A 20558-nucleotide genomic window follows, 5' to 3' on the forward strand; every position below is an offset into this window, starting at 1 on the left:
TTACTGAATTTCTAAAGACTAACAGATGAAACACACGTATCAAATAGAAGGTATGACTTGTATGGGCTGTTTAAGCAGTGTTAAATCAGCTTTAAGCAGCATTCCAGAAGTGACAGAAATGGAGGTTGATTTGGAAACTGCTACCGCCACCATAGAAATGGAAAAGCATATCCCCATTGAAAAATTGGAAGAAGCGGTACAGTCAAAAAGCAAGAAGTACCATGTTCATCCATTGAAACCCGATGGAATTAAAACGCGCACTTTCGATATTAATGGAATGACGTGCAATGGATGTAAATCCCATGTGGAAAAAGTGCTTTCTAAAGTGAATAGCGTGGAAAACGTATCTGTTGATCTGGAAAAGGCAGAAGCTAAAATCGAGATGAAATCGGATATCTCAATAGAGAAGTTTCAAGATGCTTTGAGTAAGGATGGAGGAGCATATACAATTTACAAATCAGGTAAACGCCCCGAAGTTTCAGAAAATAAGAAAATACAGAAACAAAAAGGCAAAGGGAACGGTACTTACTATTGCCCGATGCATTGTGAGGGCGATAAAACTTATAATGCTCCGGGCGACTGCCCAGTTTGCGGAATGGATTTGGTTGCAATGGAACCTGATCTTTCTGCGGAAGATAAAACTTATAAAAAACTGCTTAAAAAGTTTTGGATCGCTCTGGCATTCACGCTTCCAATTTTTTTAATTGCTATGTCAGAAATGCTTCCTGATAATCCGTTATACAATATTTTGGAGCTAAAATATTGGAATTGGATTCAGTTTGCACTTTCCATCCCTGTGGTTTTTTACGCTACTTGGCTGTTTTTTGAACGTGCTTACCGAAGCATCAAAACATGGAATTTTAATATGTTTACCCTAATAGGAATTGGTGCTGGCGTAGCTTGGTTGTTTAGCTTATTTGGTATGTTAGTACCCAATTTTTTCCCAAATCAGTTTAAAACAGAAACAGGAACGGTTCACGTTTATTTTGAGGCAGCTACTGTAATTCTTACACTGGTGTTACTCGGACAATTACTGGAAGCCAGAGCGCATAGCAAGACCAATTCCGCAGTAAAAGAACTTTTAAAATTGGCACCGAATAAAGCCGTGAAGGTTGTAGATGGAGAAGAAAAGGAAGTGGCTATCGAAGAAATAAAATTGGGGGATATACTACGCGTAAAACCTGGCAATAAAATTCCGGTGGATGGCGTAATCGTTGAAGGAGAAACCTCGGTTGATGAATCCATGATTAGTGGAGAGCCTTTACCAGTAAACAAATCAACGGATGATAAAGTTAGTAGCGGCACGATAAACGGTAATCGTTCCTTCCTAATGAAAGCAGAAAAAGTAGGTGCAGATACCTTACTTTCCCAAATCATTCAAATGGTAAACGATGCTAGTCGTAGCCGTGCGCCCATTCAAAAATTAGCGGATACCGTTTCCGGTTATTTTGTGCCGGTTGTTGTGATGATAAGTATCGTAACTTTTGGTATTTGGGCCATTTGGGGACCGGAACCAGCGTATGTCTATGCCTTGGTTAATTCCATAGCCGTATTAATTATCGCCTGTCCTTGTGCTTTAGGACTTGCAACGCCCATGTCGGTTATGGTTGGCGTAGGTAAAGGTGCACAGAATGGTGTGCTGATAAAAAATGCGGAAGCATTGGAAAAAATGAACAAAGTAGATGCCCTTATTATCGACAAAACGGGAACCATTACCGAGGGGAAACCCACGGTAGAAAAGGTCGGTTCTTTTGGGAATAATCTGAGTGAAATCGAAGTGTTGCAGTATATTGTTTCTTTGAATAATCACAGCGAACACCCGCTAGCAGAAGCCACTTTAAAATATGGAAAAGAACAAAATGCTTCAATTTTAAAAATTACTGATTTCAACGCCATTACTGGAAAAGGGGTGGAAGGTAGAATTAATGATAAAAAATTGGCTTTAGGAAATGAAAGTATGATGGAGTATGCGAAAACTTCTGTTTCAAAAGAAATGGTTGAAGAAGTGCAGAAATATCAAAAACAGGGGAAAACGGTTTCTTACTTAGCTGTTGATGGTAAAAGTGTAGGATTTGTAGTTATTGGGGATAAAATTAAGGAAACGAGTGCGAAAGCCATCAAAGAATTACAGGATAAAGGAATTGCTGTAATCATGTTAACAGGTGATAATCACGATACGGCAAAGGCAGTGGCCAACGAACTAAACCTAACCGATTTTTATGCTGAAATGCTTCCGCAAGACAAATTGAAAGAAGTGGAAAAACTACAAAACGAAAGCAGGACGGTAGCGATGGCAGGGGATGGTATTAACGATGCGCCAGCTTTAGCCAAAAGTGATGTAGGTGTCGCCATGGGGACCGGTACCGATGTCGCTATAGAAAGTGCCGATATTACATTGGTAAAAGGAGATCTCCATGGTATTGTGAAGGCACGAAATCTTAGTGAAGCGGTAATGAGAAACATCAAACAGAACCTGTTTTTTGCCTTGGTATACAATAGTTTAGGAATTCCAATTGCTGCGGGCTTGCTCTATCCAATTTTCGGGATCTTGCTCTCCCCAATGATAGCTGCTGTGGCAATGAGTTTTAGTTCAGTCTCTGTGATAGCAAATGCACTTCGGTTAAGATCGAAAACTATTTAGTTTCCTTCAAAAAAAGATAGATGGAAAAGTTTTATAAAAGCAAAAATAGCATGACAAAGAAAAATATATTACTCACTTCAGTTGCGCTCATCATAGGTTTTATGGTTGGGTGGCTTATTTTTAGCGGTTCTTCCGAAGAAATAAAATCTGTTGAGAATCCTTCCGAAGCGATTACAAATCATGACCATGATGCAGTGGGGAAAAATCAAATGTGGACATGCTCGATGCATCCGCAGATTATGCAGCCCGAGCCGGGAGATTGCCCAATTTGTGGGATGGATTTAATTCCAGCGGAATCGGGTGCTGATGGATTGGCTCCCAACGAAATTAAAATGTCCAAGAACGCTGTGGCATTGGCCAATATTGAAACGACTATTGTTGGTAGCTATTCCAAGAATGGTGAAAACACGATTTCTCTTTCCGGAAAAATCAAACCAAATGAAAATAAAACTTTTACTCAGTCTGCCCATTTCAATGGTAGAATTGAGAAGCTATATGTGAAAACCTTGGGAGAGACCTTGCGGAAAGGGCAAGCAATTGCGGTTGTCTATTCGCCAGAATTGGTAGCTGCCCAACAAGAGCTCATTACGGCTACCAAATTGAAAGAATCCCAACCAAAGCTTTTTGAAGCTGTTAAAAATAAATTTAAAATTTGGAGAATCCCTTCCGATGAGGTGAACCAGGTAATAAAATTGGGAACGGTTAAAACAAGCCTTACAATTTATTCCCATATTGATGGTGTCGTAACTGCTTTAAATGTGTCTGAAGGCGGACACATTACAGATGGAATGGCAATTTTACAAACAGCAAACCTTGCTTCAGTTTGGGCAGAATTTGATGCTTACGAAAACCAAATTTCAGAATTCAGTAAAGGTCAAAAGATAAAGGTTATCAGCAGCGCCTATCCCGATAAAGAATTTGATGCCAATATTTCGTTTATAGATCCTGTTTTGAATACCCAAACCCGAACAGTGACTGTACGGGCAATTCTTAATAATAACAACGGATTGTTGAAACCTGGAATGTTTGTTACCGGTAAAACTGAGGCGAAAGACGCTAATGGAGGTTCACAGCTTATTATTCCAGCCAGTTCGGTTATGTGGACAGGGGAGCGCTCTTTGGTGTATGTTAAAACGAATCCCAACGAACCGGTTTTTGAAATGCGAGAAGTAGTTTTGGGCAATCGGTATCAAGATGGGTATATTATTTTATCGGGAGTAACCAACGGTGAAGAAATCGTAAACAATGGTACTTTTACCGTAGATGCGGCAGCGCAATTGCAGGGTAAAAAATCAATGATGAATCAATCTAAGAATGTATCTGCTATTTCTGAAACGAAAATAGAACTTTCCGCAGAGGCAGGGAAGAAATTCAGAAAAAGTATAAAACCTTATTTACAGATGAAAGATGCTTTTGTAAGTGAAAAAATTGAAGATATTCAGACTTTCGCACAGCTTACTTTGGAGCAAATCAATGCAATTCCCAAATCTGAAATGGAAAAAATGCAAAGTATCCATTTAACTGAAATTAAAAAAGCGCTTACTGCTATTTTGGGAACTACTGATATTGAAAATCAACGGGAACAATTTGTTGTTTTAAACCAAAACATGGTTCCTTTGATTAAGAATCTTCATAATGTGAACCAGAAATTGTATATTCAAAAATGCCCGATGGCACATAACAACCATGGTGCAGTTTGGATAAGTAGCACAAAAGAAATTTTAAATCCGTACTACGGAGAATCAATGCTTACTTGTGGCTCTGTAATCGATAGTGTTTATTGATTTTTTTATTTAAAATGCCCATCAGCAAAGTCCATATAACTTTCCCAGTCAAAGCGCGCCATATCATGAGCGCCACCACGTATGTGGTATCCTTGCATTTCAGACAGTAAGGGTTTGTTTAGTTCAGGAAGGCTTTCGGAGGGAAGGGTATTAAATCCGTAGAGCTCATAAGCTGGATTTGCATGGTACAAAGACAAATATTCCCCGTACGGGTCAGCATTTACATCCTGTTCTGCACTTCCAACGTAAACAGGTCTAGGCGCTATAAGCGCTAAAAGCATGTGCTGATCAACAGGTAGTTCTTCTTCTTTTTCTGCATATTTGTGAAACTCTGGCGTAAACCAATGTGGGAAAATTCGGTTGATAGCCTCAATGTCTTCGCCCACGTCGCGCCTAAATAAAGCAGCACCACCACAACCGGAATCATTGGAAATTACCATGGCAAACCTTTCATCCAAAGCACCCGCCCATAAAGCTGCTTTTCCAAGTCGTGAATGCCCAAATACAGCAATTTTATTATTATCAATAGAATTATCTTTTACCAAATAGTCCATGGCGGCGCTCAATCCGTAAGACCAAGCTGCTATGGCACCTGTGTTTTTTAGTTGTTCTTTGGCGAGAAGCTTGTAGATTCCTTCTTGAAATTTCGTTGGATTGTCTGGTGCAAAATCACCGTAATGCATGGTAGCAATACCGTAACCTCTGTCTAAAATACGTTCAATAGACCAACGGTTTGTTCGTACTCCACGCGATTTATCGGTAGCTGTATTATTAAAAATATAAAATGCTGGATTATCCCTTATAAATCCTTTGGGTAAAGGAATGTTTTTATCAAGGTGCACGCTATGATTTCCGAAGAAATTAAGTCCTAAAAATAAGGGTGCAGGTTGTTTTACTTTTTTTGGAAGGTAGATAAGTAAATCTGCTTTTACGGTATCACGTTCTTTTATAAAATGAATGATAATGTTTTTCTGAATGGCTTTCCCGCCGAGCGCATTTTCATCCGTAGAAGTTACCTCATGCCGAATTTCGATTTCTTCTTTTGGGAAAGTTCCGTAAACATGTGTTTCGTAAAGGTCTATCAATTCTTTTCTCCTTTTCTTTTCCCAACTACTTACGTTTTTTATTTTTTTTCCTGAATTACTTACCAAAAGTTCTGGCAGGGGATGGGTTGTATTGGTTTGACCGAAAGTGAAAATTGGAGTGGAAAAAAGCACCAAAATGGTTAAAAGGGTGGAAAATTTCATTTTGTTTATGGGTTGGTTTTTTCAAAAGTAATAAAAGGAATCCTTTTAATGGATTATGATTAACTGTTATGTTATATTTGTGACATACGAACGTATTTTAGCAATGGATATAGCCGAAAAAATAGCATCGCTCCGCAAAGAACTTTCCCAGCATAATTACAACTACTATGTGTTGGATAATCCCGAGATTTCCGATTACGATTTTGATATGAAGCTGAAAGAGCTTCAGAAATTGGAAGCAGCCAATCCAGATTTTTTTGATCCTAATTCGCCTACGGTTCGTGTAGGTGGAATGGTTACCAAAAATTTTGAAACGGTGGTGCATACACATCGGATGTATTCTTTGGATAATTCCTACTCTAAAGAAGATCTGGAAGATTGGGAAAAGCGGATACAACGTATTTTAGGCGATGCATCGGTAGAATTTACCTGTGAATTAAAATACGACGGTGCCTCTATGAGCCTAACTTATGAAAATGGTCAGTTAGTTCGTGCTATAACCCGTGGTGATGGCTTTCAAGGGGATGATGTTACCAATAATGTCAAAACCATTAGGTCGGTACCATTAAAGTTGAAAGGGAATTACCCGCCGAAATTTGATATTCGAGGGGAAATAGTTTTGCCTTTGGAAGGCTTTGCAAAAATGAACCAAGAGCGAATTGAAGCCGGAGAAGAACCGTATATGAATCCGCGTAACACGGCGAGTGGAAGTTTAAAACTACAAGACAGTGCTGAGGTGGCGAAACGTCCCTTGGAATGTTTGCTTTATAATATTGTTGGCGAAAATTTAAATGTGAGTAGCCAGTTTGAAAGCTTGACAAAAGCCAAAGAATGGGGATTTAAAGTGCCCGAAGTTGCAAAACTCTGCAAAAATACGGATGAGGTGTTGGAGTTTGTTGCTCATTGGGATAAACATCGCCATGAATTGCCCTATGAAATTGATGGCGTGGTTGTAAAAGTGAACAATTTTCAGCATCAAGACGAATTGGGATATACTGCCAAAGCCCCGCGATGGGCAATGGCCTATAAATTTAAAGCCGAGCAAGTTTCTACTGTTCTGGAAAGTATTAGCTACCAAGTGGGGCGAACAGGTGCTATTACTCCGGTGGCTAATTTAAAGCCAGTTTTATTAGCCGGAACTACCGTAAAAAGGGCTTCTTTGCACAATGCCGACCAAATTGAGAAGTTGGATGTACGAATAAACGACACGGTTTTTGTGGAAAAAGGAGGGGAGATTATTCCTAAAATTGTCGGAATCGATTTTACAAAAAGATCTCCCGAAGCCCAAGCTGTGGAATACATAACCCATTGTCCAGAATGTGACACACCGCTTATTCGTAAAGATGGTGAAGCGCAGCATTATTGCCCCAATACTTATGGGTGTCCCCCTCAAATTACAGGTCGTATCCAACATTTTATTTCCAGAAAAGCCATGGATATTGAAGGACTTGGAGGGGAAACGGTAGAATTGCTTTTCAAGGAAGGACTAATAGATAGCTATGCTGATTTGTACACGCTGAAAAAAGAAGATGTAATTCCGTTAGAACGGATGGCAGATAAATCGGCAGAGAACTTGATAAATGGAGTTGAAAAGTCCAAAGAAATTCCGTTTGAACGTGTTTTATTCGCTTTGGGAATTCGTTTCGTGGGTGAAACCGTAGCAAAGAAACTAGCGAAAGAGTACAAAAATATTGACGCTTTAATGAGCGCTTCCGCCGAAGAATTGGTGCAGGTGGATGAAATCGGAATTAGAATCGCCGAAAGTGTAGTTGAGTTTTTTCAGAATGAAAAGAATATTGCCATTATTGAAAGACTAAAACAATATGGCGTTCAACTGGAAATTGCTGCGGAACAACTTGAAAATTTAACCGATAAATTTAAAGGACTTACTTTCGTGGTTTCTGGTGTCTTTGAAAGAGTTTCTAGAAATGAACTTAAAAAATTGATTGAGGACAATAATGGGAAAGTGGCTTCCTCCATTTCCTCTAAAACTACTTACGTGGTGGCCGGGGATAAAATGGGACCGAGTAAAAAGGAAAAAGCAGAAAAATTGGGAATCCCCCTTATTTCTGAAGATGAATTTTTAGCAATGCTTTAAATGTATGGGAAATAGCAACCTTCTAAAACTCTTTTTTGGTTTTAGCATTTTATATTTTGTTACAAGGGTTTTAGATATCAATTTGGTTGCCAATATTGCCAAGGCAAGTTTAATTCCTATCGTTTTCTTTAACTATTACTTTTCCAAAGCAAAAGTGGACATCGTTCCTGTGGTTATTTTACTGTTTTGTTTTTTGGGAGACCTTTTTACCTTACATCTCACCCCTTTTACCACTCGTGCTTTTTTGGTTAGTTACGGTTTGAGTTACCTTATTTTAGCCATAGCCTGTTTCTGTACCATTCGTGATTTTGATGTTAAAAAGCTCATTTTTTCGGCTGTGCCGGTTATTATACTTTGGTTTATCTATTTCAACTATTCTATAAAAGATATTTTCGGAGAGCAAATGGGGGATTTGTATCCCTTCATAATAGTATATTCCATCGTACTGAGTTCTTTCACCATTATAGCTTTGGTGAATTATTTCAATAACGAACAGAAAATAAATCTTTATCCGGTGCTTATTTCGGTTTCTTTTTTACTGGCGGATATTATGACGGCTATCCATAATTTTATTGTGCCCTTATTTTTTTATACCGTTACCGTAGTGGTTTTAAAGGTGATTTGTTACTTCTTTTTGATGAGGTTCATCAACACTTTCGAATTTAAACGTCTATACTAATTCCTTCGGAAGACTTTTTGTTGGCGTCGAAATAAAAATCAATCCTTCCGAGGTAAATTCCGTAGCAACCTACTTGATTGATGAGAACTTTTTTACCCTTTCGATTGGTTTCTACTACTGGTTTATCCATAAACGTATGCGTATGTCCGCCAATAATAAGATCGATGTTCTCGGTGTTTCTAGCCAGTGTAATATCAGAAACTTTGTCGGAATTGTATTGATAACCCAAGTGTGAAAGGCAAATAACCAAATCGCAGTTTTCACTTTCTTTTAATTCTTTGGTAATATCTTGGGCAATGTTAATAGGATCTAGGTAGACCGTTTCTTTGTACAGTTTTTTGCTTACGAGTCCGTCCAGCTCTATACCCAAACCAAACACCCCGATTTTAAGTCCATTTTTGACATATATTTTATACCGATCCACGTTCCCGTCCATAATGGTATTTTTAAAGTCGTAATTGGAGTTGATCAGGTTGAATTTAGCATGCGGCAGTTGGGTGAACAAACCTTCAATACCATTGTCGAAATCGTGGTTGCCAATGGTAGCGGCATCATATTTCAGCATACTCATCAGCTTAAACTCAATTTCACCTCCATAAAAATTGAAATAAGGAGTTCCTTGAAAAATATCCCCTGCATCAAAAAGTAGCATGTTCGGATTTTCTTTTCGGATAGATTCAATGAGTTGGGCCCTTCTTGCAACACCTCCCGCGTTAGGATTTCTTGCGTGGTTGGCAGGGAAAGGGTCGATATGGCTGTGCACATCGTTTGTATGAAGAATGGTAAGGTGTTTTTTGGGAGTTCCGTTGCAAGCCGTGAGCGATAATCCGCCAGCACTAATAAATGCTGTACTTGCTATGGTGCTGTTTAAAAATTGCCTTCTCTTCATTGGTTATTGTTTATAAAAGCGGTTATCAATACTGGCTCTAATAGTGTCTACTTTTTGAAAATAATCAATCAATTCGTTCCGAAGTAAATAATCAAGGTCAGTAGAAGAAATAGGGTTTTTAAAAAAGTCCATTTTATCGCCTCCCGAAGCTAAATAATCGGAAGTAGCTACAAAATAGGTTTGTTCTTTATCAATACTTTCACCATTAATGGTTACGCTGTTTAACGAATTATCTTTATTTAAAACAATTTGAATTTGTTTGCAAATTGGGTGAGCGCGTTGGTTTGTTACAAGGTATTCAATCAGTTCCTCAATTTTTTCTGAAGAAAGTTCCAAAACCAATATTTTATTCTCAAAAGGCATGAGTTGATAAGCGGTCCTTCTACTAATATTTCCTTTAGGCAGCGACGCCCTTATGCCTCCGTGATTAAGCAAAACAAAATCGATATTCTTTCCCGTTCTTTTATGGAAAACTGGGTTGGATTGCTCATAAGTAATATCGGCCATTAAATTTCCGATAGCCGTGTTCAACTCGCCTTGGTCTTTAGAAAGAGAGGTCGTGCTGAAAGCTAAAGGTTCATCAAGAACTTCTTCGATATGGGTGCGGTAGGGAGTGATAAAATTTTTAAGACTGTCTATTCCCTGAAGGGAGTCGGTGATTTTAATTTCTTTACCTGAAATCTTATAAACTTTCGTAGAATTCTCTTTGCAGCTTAGAAAAACCAACATTGTTATAAATGTAACAAAATGTGTTGTTTTAATGCGCATAAGATTCTTAATTTTAATAGCTGGATGTATTGAAAGTTTTACATTTGCAAAAATAATGGAAATGTGAATGATTTTTAAGGGCCTTAAAGAAAAATCAATAAAAAAAGCAATACAATCGGCAATTACAGGACCTAATCGGTACGGTAAAGAAAACGATGTAGTACGTTCTTTAGCAATCATTATCGATTACGATAAATTGGTAGATTATAAGCCACTTTTGGATATAGCCAAAGCAATAAACGTAAGTAATGAAAACGTATCTATTGTAGGTTATGTGTCTAAAATGTATAAAAATGTAAACTATTTAATTCCGGTTTTTTCTGATGAGTCTTTCGGAATGAAAGGAAAAGTAAAAACGGAAGAAATCGGTGTCTTTTTAAAGAAGGAATATGACATTGCAATAAATTATTACTCAGAACCAAATATTTATTTGCAATTAGTTTCCGCCTTATGTAAAAGTGATTTAAAAGTAGGCATTAGTAACGAATTGGAAGCGCTAAACGATTTGGTTCTAAAGGTAGATGAAAAGGATTTTACCATGTTCAACAAAGAGCTGGTTAAGTACCTTACTATTTTAAAAAAGATATAATTATGTCAAAGTTTTTAGGAACAGGAGTTGCCCTGGTAACCCCTTTTAGAGAAGATTTAAGTGTGGATGTGGAAGCACTTGTGGATATTGTAAACCATTCCATAAACGGTGGAGTGGAATATTTGGTAGTTTTAGGGACTACTGCAGAATCTGCAACGCTTTCCAAAGAGGAAAAAGAACTTGTAAAACAAACTATTATAAACGCCAATGCCGGTCGCGTGCCATTGGTAGTTGGTGTTGGAGGGAATAATACTGCGGAAGTGGTAAATGAATTAAAATCAAGCGATTTTTCTGCTTTTGATGCCATATTAAGTGTGTCTCCTTATTACAACAAACCGACACAGGAAGGGATTTATCAGCATTTCAAAGCAATTGCAGAAGTTTCTCCTTTGCCCATCATTTTATACAACGTTCCTGGAAGAACGGGTTCGAATGTATTGCCAAAAACCATCATTAGATTAGCTAACGATTTTAAAAATATCATTGGAGTAAAAGAAGCGGCTGGTGATATTGTTCAGGCAATGAAACTTATTAAGGATAAACCAAAAGATTTTTTAATTATCTCTGGCGACGATATGATTACCTTGCCAATGGTTTTGGCTGGTGGAGCTGGGGTTATTTCCGTAATTGGTCAAGGGCTTCCAAAAGAATTTTCATCCATGGTTCGTTATGCTTTGAGAGGAAATTTAGACGATGCTAATCACATCCATTTTCAATTAATGGACATTATGGAATATATTTTTGAGGAAGGTAATCCGGCAGGAATCAAGGCTGTATTTGAAAACTTAGGTTTGAGCACTGCGTTAACAAGACTTCCTTTAGTACCAGCTACGGATGCATTGAAGGAAAAAATAAACGGTTTTCCTCTGTTGGTTACCAACAAGATAAAAGGATAATTCTTATTTGAATATACGGGATTCTTTAATAAATAGGCTTAACTGACTAACGGTTGAGCCTATTTTTTGTATGAAAAACAGGGTGGGATGCGTTAAACTAATAATAAAATTCATTGAAGCGCGTCTTACCTTAAAAAAGGACATTGAACTCATCTTGATTTTTTGTGTTTAACCGAAAATGAAGTGAAATTAGTCTAGATGAGGCACTTATTGAAAGGCATAGCATCGCTAAGGATAAGAAAAGTAACGAAATATAGGCGAATTTCAATCATTTTTTAGGAAATAGATAAAGTCGAGATGAGTTCATTATATTCACTTCGTAAAATAGTTTTTTAAATTACATATATTTAACTAATTTTGCCCGATAAAATATCTGTACTCCAATTGTTTGGAATACGTGTAATACAAATTTATTGGAGCTAAAAAATAATTACCTTCCAAAGGGTCGTAAGTTTATGAAATATACATATTTAGCAATTTTTTTCGTTTTTACTTTTGTTAGCTGTAGCGAATACCAAAAAGTGTTGAAGGACAGTGATGTTAAGAAAAAGTACGAAATGGCAGAAAAGCTTTATAACGAAGAGGATTATAAACGTGCGAATAGACTTTTGGAGCAAATTGTACCGCAATACGTAGGGAAACCTCAAGGAGAGCGACTCATATATTTTTATGCCAATTCGTATTATCAAATGGAAGATTATTTTCTGGCGGCTTATCAGTTTGAGCGATTTTCTAAGTCTTACCCTCGAAGCGACAAGGCAGAAGAAGCGGCCTTTTTAGGAGCTAAAAGTCAGTATTTAACTTCTCCAAGATATAGTTTAGACCAAACAGAGACCGAAAAGGCAATTAGCAGATTGCAGGTTTTTATCAATACCAATCCAGAGTCTCAATACATGGAAGAAGCCAATGAAATGGTGGCTGAACTAAGGGCGAAATTGGAAAAGAAAGCTTTTGAAATTGCTAAACAATACAATAGAATATCAGATTATAACGCGTCAATAAAATCTTTTGAACTATTTTTCAAAGAATTTCCGGGATCGGTATACAAAGAAGACGCTTTGTATTACAACTTTTTGGCCAGGTACAATTTAGCAATCAATAGTATCTATTCAAAAAAAGAAGAACGTATTAACGATGCGCAGGCTGCGTACAATAAATTAGTAGCCGAGTTTAGTGAAGGCGAATATGCAAAAAAAGCTGCCAAATTAAATGAGGAATTGACCAATGAGATGGCAGATTTTAAACAATTAATGGAACAATACAGTAAATAAAAAAGTTATGAGCGAATTAAGAAATTCTGAAGCACCGGTTTCTACCGTAACGTATGATAGAAATGAAATAGATGTCCCTACAAATAATATTTATGAGGCAATCTCAATTATATCTAAGCGTGCCAACCAAATTAATGGAGATATTAAAAAGGAATTGATTGAGAAATTGGAAGAGTTTGCTACATATACTGATAGTCTTGAAGAGATTTTTGAGAATAAAGAGCAAATAGAGGTTTCTAAATTTTATGAAAAACTGCCTAAGCCACATGCAATTGCTGTGGAAGAGTGGTTAAACGATAAGATTTATTACAGAAATACAGAAAAATAGTAGGGCATGTCCATACTTAGCGGCAAAAAGGTTTTACTGGGTATTACTGGTGGTATTGCCGCTTACAAGTCGGCCTACCTAGTTCGACAATTTATAAAAGCTGGAGCAAGCGTTAAAGTGGTAATGACAGAAAGTGCAAAAGACTTTGTTACCCCTTTAACGCTTTCTACGTTATCTAAAAATCCGGTGTATTCTTCGTTTACCAATGATGAAGAAGGCAGCGAAGTATGGAACAATCATGTAGATTTGGGTTTGTGGGCAGATGTAATGGTCATTGCTCCAGCAACTGCAAACACTCTTTCCAAGATGGCCAGTGGCGCCTCTGATAATTTTTTGTTGGCTACGTACTTATCTGCTAAATGTCCAGTGTATTTTGCTCCGGCGATGGATTTGGATATGTACAAACACCCATCTACTAAAAATACATTTGATACTTTACAATCTTTTGGAAATGTAATTATACCAGCCGGTCACGGGGAATTGGCTAGTGGTTTGGTTGGAGAAGGTAGAATGGCAGAGCCTGAAGAAATTGTTTCTTTCATTGAAAAGGATGTAATTTCTAAACTTCCGCTTAAAGGAAAAAGGGTGCTTATTACTGCAGGACCTACTTATGAAGCAATAGACCCAGTCCGTTTTATAGGTAACCATTCCAGTGGGAAAATGGGCTATGCCTTGGCTAAGGAAGCCGCAAATTTAGGGGCTGAGGTGTTTTTAATTTCGGGACCTACGCATTTAGATTTGAAACACTCCCATGTGAAACTGGTTCGTGTGACTTCTTCCGAAGAAATGTACAACGCGACCCATCAGGTGTTTAATCAAGTGGATATTGCTATCCTTTCTGCAGCGGTTGCCGATTACCGACCTTCCGAAGTAGCTTCAGAAAAAATTAAAAAGAAAACAGCTGCACTTCAAATTAATCTTGAACCTACAAAAGACATCCTCGCTTCTTTAGGGGAAGTTAAAACCAAGCAGTTTTTAGTAGGTTTTGCGTTGGAGACGAATAATGAATTGGAAAACGCCCAAAAAAAGCTGAAAATCAAAAATTTAGACGCTATTGTTTTAAATTCTTTGAATGATGTAGGTGCAGGTTTTGGAAAATCAACAAATAAAGTTACTTTTATAGATAAGAAATTGAATAGCATTCCGTTTTCATTAAAGTCGAAAACAGAAGTTGCTATCGATATTTTTAATGAAATTCTGCGTCGTTTTCATGGTTAGGAAGCTTTTATGTGTCGTTTTTTTATGCGTAGCTCAATTTACATTGGCGCAAGAGCTTAACTGTACCGTGATTGTAAATTCGGAACAGGTAAATCAAACCAACCAGCAGATTTTCAAAACGCTGGAAAAATCACTTAACGATTACGTTAACCAAACCAAATGGACTAATCGTAACTACAGTAGTGCGGAGCGTATTGAGTGCAGTATGATGATTACCGTTACGAATTACGAAAACACTACCTTCAATGCAACCATTCAGGTGCAATCTAACCGTCCAGTTTACAATTCTACCTACCAATCACCTGTATTTAATTATCAAGATAAGCAGTTTACCTTTAATTATGTAGAGTTTGCTCCCATATATTTTAATCCGAATGTATTCGAATCAAATCTTACATCGGTTATCACATATTATGTTTACATAATGCTGGGAGTGGATGCCGATACTTTTACAAAAGAAGGAGGAACGCCTTATTTTAAGCAGGCACAAAATATTGTGAATCTAGCTCAAGGAAGCGGCTACAGTGGTTGGCAACAAGTTGATGGCAATAGAACTCGATGGGAATTGGTAGATAACCTTTTATCAAATACTTTTAAAGAGTACAGATTGGCACTTTATAATTACCATCGTTTGGGATTGGATAAGCTTGTGGACAATGCTACGTTGGCCAAGGAGTCCATTGCAGGTTCCATGAAATTGTTTGATCGATTGAACGACGTGCGTCCAAATTCCTTTGTGCTTCAAGCTTTCTTCGACGCTAAATCTGAGGAAATCGCCAATGTTTTTTCTGGAGGTCCAAAAGTCGATATTGTCAAATTGAAAGAAACCTTAAATCAGATTGCTCCTTTGTATGCAGATACTTGGTCTCGTATAAAATATTAGCCAAGTTACAAGTCGTAAATTATGAGTTGTTTGTTTTTAGGACGCATTAAGCAATACGCAGTAAGCTTTTTTTTGCTTCCCGCACCCAAAACCTAACACCCAACACCCATAAAACTAACATCCGTGCATCCGTGGCACTTTTCGGCAATTCATTCATAAAAAATCCACAATATTTTATTTCTGTTTGAAGAACAATTATCTTTGGGAAACTAAATTCAAGAAACTTTGTTAGCAACGCTTACTATAAAAAATTACGCTTTAATAGATCATCTCCAAGTTCGTTTTTCTGAAGGTTTTACAACCATTACGGGTGAAACCGGAGCTGGTAAATCGATTCTTTTGGGCGGACTCTCATTGGTGCTGGGGAAAAGGGCCGATTTGAGCAGTATTAAGAACAGCGAAGAAAAATGTGTGATTGAAGCAAGTTTTAAGATTGAAAACTATCAATTGGAAGACTTTTTTAAAGAATCCGATCTTGATTTTGAAAAGCAAACTATCATTAGAAGGGAAATTTTACCCAGCGGAAAATCCCGAGCTTTTATAAACGATACGCCCGTAACGTTAGATGTACTATCCCAACTAGGTGTTCAGCTTATAGATATCCATTCGCAGCACCAAACGTTGCAATTAACCGATAACGATTTTCAGTTTAAGGTGATAGATGCGGTGGCATCCAATGAAAAAGTATTGGAGAAATACACCCAAAAACTAACACAGTATCATCAAATTAAAAAAGAACTCAAAAAACTGATTGATTTTCAGCAGGAGGCAGATAAGGAATACGATTATAATTCCTTTTTGTTGCAAGAGTTAGAAGCTGCCAATTTAAAAGAAGGAATGCTTGAGGAGCTGGAGGCGACCTACGAAAAATTGAACAACGTAGAGGAGATTTCAGAGAGCATCTCTCATGCACAACAAATTTTAGGAGAAGAGCAAATAGGGACGTTAAGCGGACTCAATGAATTGAAAACGATTTTCAATAAACTTTCGCATTTTGGAGTTTCTTATAAGGAGCTGTATTCAAGGGTGCAATCTGCTTTGATTGAACTGGATGATATTCACGTGGAAATCCAACGCTTAGAGGAAGGTTTGGAAGCCGATCCTCAGCAATTGGAGGAGGTGAACAACAAGCTTCAGTTGATTTATAGCTTACAGAAAAAGCATCATGTTTTAGAGATATCAGAATTGCTGGCGGTACAAAAAGAACTGGCTGAAAAAGTTTCCAAAACAGAAAGTTTGGAAAGCGATATTAAAGAGCGGCAGTTGGAGCTTTTAAAACAAGAAGAAGAATTGGATGCCATTGCCAAAACTATTAGAACAAACAGGGAAAAGGCCATTCCTGCATTGAAAAAACATTTGGAAGCGGTATTAAAAGAGCTTGGAATGGGCAATGCACAGTTTAAAATTGATTTGGAAGCAACGAGTAAGTACTTTTCAAATGGAAAAGATGAACTTCATTTCTTATTTTCAGCAAACAAAGGAGGAAGTTTTAATGAGCTGAGAAAAGTGGCTTCTGGAGGGGAACTTTCTAGAATAATGCTCGCTATAAAATCCCTTTTGGCGCAATACATGCACTTACCCACTATTATGTTTGACGAAATAGATACGGGGGTTTCCGGTGAAATTTCCAACAAAATGGGGGAGATTATGCAACAAATGAGCAAAACCATGCAGGTATTTACCATAACCCATCTTCCACAGGTAGCCGCTAAAGGAGACGCCCAGTTCAAAGTGTTTAAAGAAGACAACCAAGGAGTGACTGCTTCCCAGATGAAAGAATTGTCGGAGGAAGAACGAGTTAGGGAGATTGCAGAGATGCTTGGTGGAAAAGAAGTTTCTGATGCTGCTACAGCGCATGCTAAGGAATTATTGCTGAAGAAAAATTAGTGCATGGCAAACGACAAAGTTGATGAATGATATCCCTGTTAAAAACAAAATAAGCCATTACGCAGACTTAAAAATAGCCCCGTTTGATCCTGCCAAACGAAAAACAAGGCCGCATAGACACCATAAATATTTTGAAATTGTTTATTTAAGCAAGGCAGAAGGATATCATTTCATAGACGATAAAGAATATAAAATCCATGCGCCTACCTTTTACTTCATAAAAAAAGATGCTGTTCATTATTGGGACATCAGTAACAATCCGGAAGGTTATGTAATAATTTTTAAAGAGGAATTTCTAGAAAACACATCCGACAAAACGCTTAATAGCTTGTTGTTTCAATTAATAAACCATCATGAAGAGCGATGCGAAAATCCGAATTTGGTAGAAACACTGTTTTCGCTATTGGTAACGGAATTCAATAAAAGTTTACATCCGAATAAGCATTATTTTGAAGGGCTGCTGAAAGCATTATTGGCACAGATTAATAAAAAATTGGAGCACAAAAATCTTTCTAAGTCAGAAGAGTTTTTAAAGTTATTGTCTGAGAGTCCTGTTAATAATGTTGGATTTTATGCAGATAAACTCGGCGTGAGCAATCAAAAACTCAATCAGTTGTGCAAAGAAAATTTTTCTAAGACTACCACAGAAATCATTGCTTATCATATAAATAAAGAAGCAAAACGACTTTTACGGTTTTCATCGAAATCTATTTCAGAAATTGCGTACACGCTTTATTTTAAGGATGATTCTCATTTTGTGCGCTATTTTAAGAAACATAACGGTATGACTCCGTTAAAATTCAGAAATACATCAAATAGACCATAATAAAATTCAAATAGACCATTTTAAGGTAAATATTACTTTTATTTTTGCCCATCGAACTAAAAACTTACCAAACCATGCGTTCTATTTTATTTTTAACTTTCTTACTTCTAATTTTTGCATTGCCTACCGTAAAGGCTCAGGTTACCGGTCGTGTGGTAGATGCCACCAATGGTGAGCCGCTGGAATATGCTACGGTAGCTATTTACAAGGCAGGTGGAAACACTTTGGTAACCGGAGTGGTAACAGGGCAAAATGGAGAATTTACCTTGGAGGATGTTAAAAAAGGAACGTATTTTTTGGAAACGTCTTTTATAGGCTATGAAACCAAAAAAGGGTCTCAATTTACGCTAGCTAAAAGGAACCAAAAGAAAGATGTTGGTGCTATAGGTATTAATCCGAGTCAGCTTTTTTTAGATGAAGTGGTTTTATCGGGAAAGAAAGCAACAGTAATTAATAAAGTAGACCGACAGGTTTACGAGACAGGCGCTTTTAAAAATAGTCTCGGCGGAAGCGGTACCGACGTTATAAAAAACTTACCATCTGTTTCAGTAGATGCTTTAGGGGAAATATCAGTTCGGGGAAGCGAAGGTTTTGTAGTGTTGTTGAACGGTAAGCCTATTCAGTCCAATGCTACTTTGATTTTGGGACAGTTACCGGCAAATGCTATAGAAAGAGTGGAGCTTATTACGGCACCATCTGCAAAATACGACCCAGAGGGAAAAGCTGGAATTTTGAACATCATTACTAAAAAAGGTGCTGCAGATGGAACTTTTACCCAAATAAATGTGCGAGGCGGTTTTCCCAGTATTGAAGATTATGACAATGCCGAACCAGCGCATCGTTATGGTGCCGATATTACACATAATATTAGAAAAGGCAATTGGAATGTTTCCATGGGCGCCAGTTACCAGCGCAACGATATTCAAGGTAGAAGGGAAGGAGACGTGTTCACCATAATAAACGATACCTTAACCCGTTTTCCTTCGGATGGAGAACGTAGTTTTGATGAGGTAAATTATTCCGGAAGGTTTACAGTGGATTTTACTCCAGACACACTAAACACCTATTCCGTTGGATTTTATGCTGGAAAGCGTTCCAAAGACCGTACGGCAGATATTTTGTATTTTGATAATCACGCAATCACCCCTGCGGATGGCGGCGATCGTATTTATACCTTCCAATATTTTAATGAAAATTTACGGATTCGGAAAGGGGATTTTGTGCTAGGAAGTTTTGATTATGCACATACCTTTAAAAACAATTCTAACATTTCAACCTCTTTTTTATATGAATATACACTGTTGGGTGGCCCTACTACGAATTTGAATCTCGGTTTTCCCGACACCAGCGTAGTTTTACAGGATGAATTTAATACCAATGATAATCCGCTTCACGGGATGCGTTTTCAAGTAGATTACCAATTTAAGCCTTTATCCATCGGTCAATTGGAGACAGGATATCAATTCAGAAATTTAGACCACACAGGGGATTTTGTATACGAACGAAGAAATCAAAATACGGGAGAGTACGAATTGGTTCCCGAATTTTCCAGTGAAGTTGATTTAACCCGTCAAATTCATTCTGGATATCTTCAACTTTCAAAATCTATGGACAAATGGGAATACAGCGCCGGACTTCGTTTAGAAGCGATGGACAGGAATTTGGATTTGAAAGATAAAATTGGAGTGGTAGATACTACGTACATGTATGATTATGTAAAGCTATTTCCTTCCGCAGCAATACAATACACGGTAAATGACGACGTAAAACTGAAAGCAGCATACAGCAAGCGCGTGGAAAGAACAACTTCTTTTAAAATGAATCCGTTTCCCGAACGTGAGCATTCAGAAACGTTGGAGCAAGGGGACCCAACGTTACGTCCGGAATTTATTGATTTGGCAGAAATAGGGGTAACCAAATCTTTTGAAGAGAAAAATTCTTTATATCTTACGGCTTATTACCGAAATGTTGATAACCTCATAAATCGTGTGAATACTGTCTATAACGATACTATTTTAAATAGAATCTATTCGAACATAGGAAGTGGTAAATCCCTAGGTTTTGAAGTGGGATCAGAAATTGAAGTGGCAGAAAAATGGTCTAATTTTGTTGGGTTGAACATTTACAATTATCAAATAGACGGTAATTTCAACGGCAAAACAATTGATGAAAACAGCTGGCAATATTCCATCAACCTGAATTCTACCTACGATTTTTCAGATACCGCTTCGCTTCAGTTTACCTTTAATTATTTATCTGAAAGGCAAACCGCGCAGGGAGAAGATTCCCGATTTTATTCCCCCAATCTTACTTTTCAGAAATCGTTTTTCAACAATCAGCTAACCGCATCCCTGCAGTGGATGAATATGGATATGGGACTTTTTGATACCAATGAACAACGAATTACAACCCAGGAACCGGGGAGCTTTTATACCACTACAAATTATGTGTATGAAGTTGATATGGTAATTTTAAACCTGGCATACACCTTTAATCAGAATAAAAACAAATCGAAGTTTATAGAAAGCGAGTTTGGAAAACGTGAATTCTAGCG

General features: G+C 37.6%; 16 protein-coding genes. 13 read left to right on the forward strand and 3 right to left on the reverse strand.

Translation table 11 applies throughout. The annotated features are described in order from the left end of the window. The first annotated feature begins 25 nt into the window (after window positions 1-25). Together NDQ75_RS07240 and NDQ75_RS07245 are read left to right on the forward strand one after the other, a co-directional pair. Window positions 26-2641 (forward strand): heavy metal translocating P-type ATPase, encoded by a 2616-nt coding sequence (locus NDQ75_RS07240; protein WP_202026790.1) that lies wholly within the window; start codon window positions 26-28, stop codon window positions 2639-2641. Window positions 2642-2661: 20 nt separating this feature from the next. Then, complete coding sequence (locus tag NDQ75_RS07245; RefSeq protein ID WP_251762023.1) at window positions 2662-4425, forward strand: efflux RND transporter periplasmic adaptor subunit; 1764 nt, start codon at window positions 2662-2664, stop codon at window positions 4423-4425. A 5-nt stretch (window positions 4426-4430) separates the two neighbouring features. Here NDQ75_RS07245 and NDQ75_RS07250 read toward each other — a convergent pair whose 3' ends face one another. Then, window positions 4431-5672, reverse strand: a complete 1242-nt coding sequence (locus NDQ75_RS07250; RefSeq protein ID WP_202026792.1) for an alpha/beta hydrolase family protein — start codon at window positions 5670-5672, stop codon at window positions 4431-4433. A 103-nt stretch (window positions 5673-5775) separates the two neighbouring features. Here NDQ75_RS07250 and ligA point away from each other — a divergent pair, with 103 nt between their 5' ends. Together ligA and NDQ75_RS07260 are read left to right on the forward strand one after the other, a co-directional pair. Next, on the forward strand, window positions 5776-7770 hold the full coding sequence (gene ligA, locus NDQ75_RS07255; protein WP_202026793.1) for an NAD-dependent DNA ligase LigA: 1995 nt from the start codon (window positions 5776-5778) through the stop codon (window positions 7768-7770). 4 nt (window positions 7771-7774) lie between these two features. Continuing rightward, complete coding sequence (locus NDQ75_RS07260) at window positions 7775-8449, forward strand: lysoplasmalogenase family protein (RefSeq protein WP_202026794.1); 675 nt, start codon at window positions 7775-7777, stop codon at window positions 8447-8449. On the opposite strand, the gene NDQ75_RS07265 is transcribed toward NDQ75_RS07260, so the two are convergent. Further along, window positions 8433-9338 carry a bifunctional metallophosphatase/5'-nucleotidase gene (locus tag NDQ75_RS07265; protein ID WP_202026795.1) on the reverse strand — a complete coding sequence of 302 codons (906 nt, stop codon included), beginning with the start codon at window positions 9336-9338 and terminating at the stop codon, window positions 8433-8435. The two genes, NDQ75_RS07260 and NDQ75_RS07265, sit on opposite strands and share 17 nt — an antisense overlap. 3 nt (window positions 9339-9341) lie before the next feature. Continuing rightward, window positions 9342-10106, reverse strand: coding sequence for a 5'-nucleotidase C-terminal domain-containing protein (locus NDQ75_RS07270; protein WP_202026796.1), 765 nt, complete (start codon window positions 10104-10106; stop codon window positions 9342-9344). Window positions 10107-10173: 67 nt separating this feature from the next. Between NDQ75_RS07270 and NDQ75_RS07275 the strand changes: the two genes are divergently transcribed. From NDQ75_RS07275 to NDQ75_RS07315, 9 genes are all read left to right on the forward strand, one after another. Beyond that, the gene (locus NDQ75_RS07275) at window positions 10174-10695 is read left to right on the forward strand and encodes a DUF6913 domain-containing protein (RefSeq protein ID WP_202026797.1); all 522 of its coding nucleotides are present in this window, start codon (window positions 10174-10176) and stop codon (window positions 10693-10695) included. A 2-nt stretch (window positions 10696-10697) separates the two neighbouring features. Further along, a complete protein-coding gene (gene dapA, locus NDQ75_RS07280) occupies window positions 10698-11591 on the forward strand; it encodes a 4-hydroxy-tetrahydrodipicolinate synthase (RefSeq protein WP_202026798.1) in 894 nt (297 codons plus the stop codon). A 455-nt stretch (window positions 11592-12046) separates the two neighbouring features. Beyond that, window positions 12047-12862: an outer membrane protein assembly factor BamD gene (locus NDQ75_RS07285; protein ID WP_202026799.1), complete on the forward strand. Its 816-nt coding sequence runs from the start codon at window positions 12047-12049 to the stop codon at window positions 12860-12862. 7 nt (window positions 12863-12869) lie between these two features. Next, window positions 12870-13190 carry a DNA-directed RNA polymerase subunit omega gene (locus NDQ75_RS07290; RefSeq protein ID WP_202026800.1) on the forward strand — a complete coding sequence of 107 codons (321 nt, stop codon included), beginning with the start codon at window positions 12870-12872 and terminating at the stop codon, window positions 13188-13190. A 6-nt stretch (window positions 13191-13196) separates the two neighbouring features. After that, window positions 13197-14408: a bifunctional phosphopantothenoylcysteine decarboxylase/phosphopantothenate--cysteine ligase CoaBC gene (gene coaBC, locus NDQ75_RS07295; protein ID WP_202026801.1), complete on the forward strand. Its 1212-nt coding sequence runs from the start codon at window positions 13197-13199 to the stop codon at window positions 14406-14408. Next, a complete protein-coding gene (gene porD / locus NDQ75_RS07300) occupies window positions 14401-15291 on the forward strand; it encodes a type IX secretion system protein PorD (protein ID WP_202026802.1) in 891 nt (296 codons plus the stop codon). Before coaBC ends, porD begins: the two co-directional genes overlap by 8 nt. Window positions 15292-15516: 225 nt before the next feature. Further along, entirely contained in the window at window positions 15517-17178 is a 1662-nt protein-coding gene (gene recN, locus NDQ75_RS07305) for a DNA repair protein RecN (RefSeq protein WP_202026803.1), read from the forward strand. Window positions 17179-17200: 22 nt separating this feature from the next. Continuing rightward, on the forward strand, window positions 17201-18004 hold the full coding sequence (locus NDQ75_RS07310) for an AraC family transcriptional regulator (protein ID WP_202026804.1): 804 nt from the start codon (window positions 17201-17203) through the stop codon (window positions 18002-18004). Between the two features lie 74 nt (window positions 18005-18078). Then, window positions 18079-20556: a TonB-dependent receptor domain-containing protein gene (locus NDQ75_RS07315; protein WP_207190408.1), complete on the forward strand. Its 2478-nt coding sequence runs from the start codon at window positions 18079-18081 to the stop codon at window positions 20554-20556. The last annotated feature ends 2 nt before the right edge of the window (window positions 20557-20558 follow it).

It is taken from the genome of Galbibacter mesophilus, from assembly GCF_023721415.1.
GTDB lineage: Bacteria > Bacteroidota > Bacteroidia > Flavobacteriales > Flavobacteriaceae > Galbibacter > Galbibacter mesophilus.